We start from the raw sequence: 2,927 nt of genomic DNA on the forward strand, positions 1-2,927 counted from the left end.
ACGTACTGCACGAGCATAGCTATCAATGGTTGCATCACTCATACCCCGTAATTTTAAGGCACGAAGGTGACGGCTATAGAGCGCATCAAAATGCGTTTGTTCTGTCGTGTTCATGGTAAACTCCAATGATCGTACTCGACAATGAGTACATATTGGAGTGTATCCGTAAATGGGTTTTTCTGCCGCATAGCGGCTTCGTCCAACAATCGCATCCACTTGACCGTAAAAAGCGTCACTTTTTTTGTGATGCAAAAAAACCGCCCCTTTTTACGTCAAGTGATGCGGGCGTTAAATTTTTAGGACTATAGCAAATGTACAATCTGCTAGTGACAGCAAAGATAGGCGCTTGGGATGAGCCTTTTTACGAGTACGATAAAAGTAGATTTCTTGAGTACACAACTGAAAGTATTGCATCCGCATTTAAGGTATTGACCGATGAGCATATAGAGACCTTAAAAGGTTATCCATGCCTTTTTGCATATGAGGGTGATAATGAAAACATCCGAATAGGTTATTTAAAAACCATAAAGGAAAGTGGTCGTAATATCTTCATAGAATTTAATTTTCTACCAAACATACCACAAGTCTCATTTCAAACTATTAGTGACATCACTCCACTACTGGATATTCGTGATTGGGAAATGAACCGAACACATTGGGCGGTTAAAGATGAAAATCTTTTCCAACGGCTATTTGATGCTAATAGTATAGATAGAACGGATACACAAGAAAAACCAATATCTCAAAAATTAACAAGTCCAAAGGTAACTACTGTACAAGGGTTTATTGGTAAAGTTTTCTCTTTCGAGAAAAATAATGACTCAGAGGTTTTCTATCGTGGACATTCAAAAAAGAATAAATATAAACTTGAACCGTCATTATTCAGAAAAGATGAGGACGGAAATTACCTTTTTCTTGAGAATGAGCATATATTGTATCGAGAGTTAATTGTTTCTAATTCATCAGATTTTCAATCTGATGAATATACTCTTGATAGGCTGGTAAGAATGCAGCATTATTCATTACCAACAAGGCTTCTTGATATTACCTCGAACCCTCTCATTGCTATATATTTTGCTTGCAAATCTGCCATAAAAGACGATGGGGAAGTAATTATTTTGTCAATGAAAAGGAAAGAAATAAAGTATTTTGACTCTGATGTGGCGAGTTGTATAGCTAATCTAGCGAGACTTCCGAAAACTGAGAAAAATAATATTGATTTTAAAGAAGGTACATTCAATGAAACCCAATCAGTTCAGCGGTTAATACATTTTATTAGAGAGGAAAAGCCTTATTTTGAAGCTAAAATAATTCCTGATGACCTTAGAAAAATAATTTGTGTTAAGAGTAAAAAGAATAATGACAGAATATCGTCACAATCAGGAGCGTTTTTATTATACGGGCTGGATGCTGAACTCAGTGAAGGTGGTACTGATGATATAAATGTTTCTAGAATTACAGTTACAAATAAAGAGTCAATTTTACAGGAATTAGATTTACTAAATATCAATGAAAGTACAGTATTCCCATATATTGAAAATTCTGCAAAATATGTTGCAGATAAATACAAATTTAACAAAAAAATCCAGCGGACAGTTTAAAGCGTCACGTTTTTTGCGAAGCAAAAAATCGCGCCTCTTTAAACTGCGCGCTGATTTTGGCGTTATTAAGGATCTGGCGCTGCGCGCCAAATCCTTAATAACCACGCGGTGACTGGTGCCCAGTCGAAAGCTTATTATTAAGTCTCTGTCGCTTTGCTCCAGAACTAAATAACTAAGCGTTCGACTGGCATGTTTTCCTTGGTAATCGTCCGCGTTCCCGCTACCATTACCAAGGAAAACACGCCAGTCACCGCGTGGTTACATGCCCATAAAATCTAACTATCGAAAGGAATTATAAGTGGATATAAAAGAATGGTTTCCTGAGTTTCAAGTTTCAGCGGAAACTGATGAGGATTTGCAAAATTATTTCTTCAAACTACCAGAGATAAAAGAAATAACAAATAGTCGCTCATGGTTAGTACTCGGTCGAAAAGGTATGGGTAAAACAGCAATTTACGAATACCTGAGGCAAGCAAATACATCGGATTTAGATGGGTATAGCACAATATGTATAAATTTTAGTGATTATCCATGGCCAGCTCACCAACTATATAAAGAGTCTTTAGCTGGAGAATTATCAGCATACCAAAAAAGCTGGCGATACCTGTTTTTTGTAAAAGGACTATCTAAACTTATTGAAATCAAGGAGAGAGAAGGAGAAGCATTAAATAAAGAATTGAAGTGGGCAAAAACCTATATTGAAAAAATTTATGGTAACCCAGATCCCAGTCTTACAGAAGTAATTATTTCAAAAATCGGAAGATTATCATCTATAGGTGGTCCAGGTGTAGAGCTTGATGATATTTCAATAGATGCAGGTAATGTATCATTTGAAGACATTTCTGAAAATAAGAAGCTTCAAACTAAACTAAGGGCAAATGCTTTTACTTTGCTGGGTTATTTTGAAAAGATATTCAAGGATAATTGTTCGAACCATAAAATTCTAATAGTTCTTGATCAATTAGATGAAAATTGGCTTGAGGGAGAAATCGAAGAATATAGTAAAGTTCTTATTAATCTTGTTAATGTTTGTAGAAATGTTGCCTTAGAGTTTGGAGTGTCAAAAAACTTAAAAATTGTTCCGTTTCTTCGAACTGATATTTATCAATCATTAAAATTTAATGATAAAAATAAACTTCTTCAAGATAGTGCAATTATTATTTCATGGGACAACGATACTCTTGATGATATGTATTTCGGGTAGTGGGTTAAATCTGTTATTAGGCATGAATATCTCGTCCAAATTCGACTTTATTAATTAACAGCCCAATGACAATATCGTGCATTTGTTCTATTTTTGAAAAACAGATTGTTCGACGAGTTAAA

The 2,927-nt window shown here is 35.1% G+C and carries 2 protein-coding genes and 1 pseudogene; 2 read left to right on the top strand and 1 reads right to left on the bottom strand.

Translation table 11 applies throughout. The annotated features are described in order from the left end of the window. Positions 1 to 311: 311 nt before the first annotated feature. Both BTHERMOSOX_RS10135 and BTHERMOSOX_RS10140 read left to right on the top strand, forming a co-directional pair. Positions 312 to 1,601 carry an FRG domain-containing protein gene (locus BTHERMOSOX_RS10135; protein WP_171004739.1) on the top strand — a complete coding sequence of 430 codons (1,290 nt, stop codon included), beginning with the start codon at positions 312 to 314 and terminating at the stop codon, positions 1,599 to 1,601. A 298-nt stretch (positions 1,602 to 1,899) separates the two neighbouring features. After that, positions 1,900 to 2,805 (top strand): P-loop ATPase, Sll1717 family, encoded by a 906-nt coding sequence (locus BTHERMOSOX_RS10140; RefSeq protein WP_138121040.1) that lies wholly within the window; start codon positions 1,900 to 1,902, stop codon positions 2,803 to 2,805. A 16-nt stretch (positions 2,806 to 2,821) separates the two neighbouring features. Here BTHERMOSOX_RS10140 and BTHERMOSOX_RS10145 read toward each other — a convergent pair. Beyond that, positions 2,822 to 2,927, bottom strand: a pseudogene (locus BTHERMOSOX_RS10145) (IS1 family transposase); the annotation flags it as partial.

This window comes from Bathymodiolus heckerae thiotrophic gill symbiont (assembly GCF_900128515.1).
In the GTDB taxonomy this organism is placed as follows: domain Bacteria; phylum Pseudomonadota; class Gammaproteobacteria; order PS1; family Pseudothioglobaceae; genus Thioglobus_A.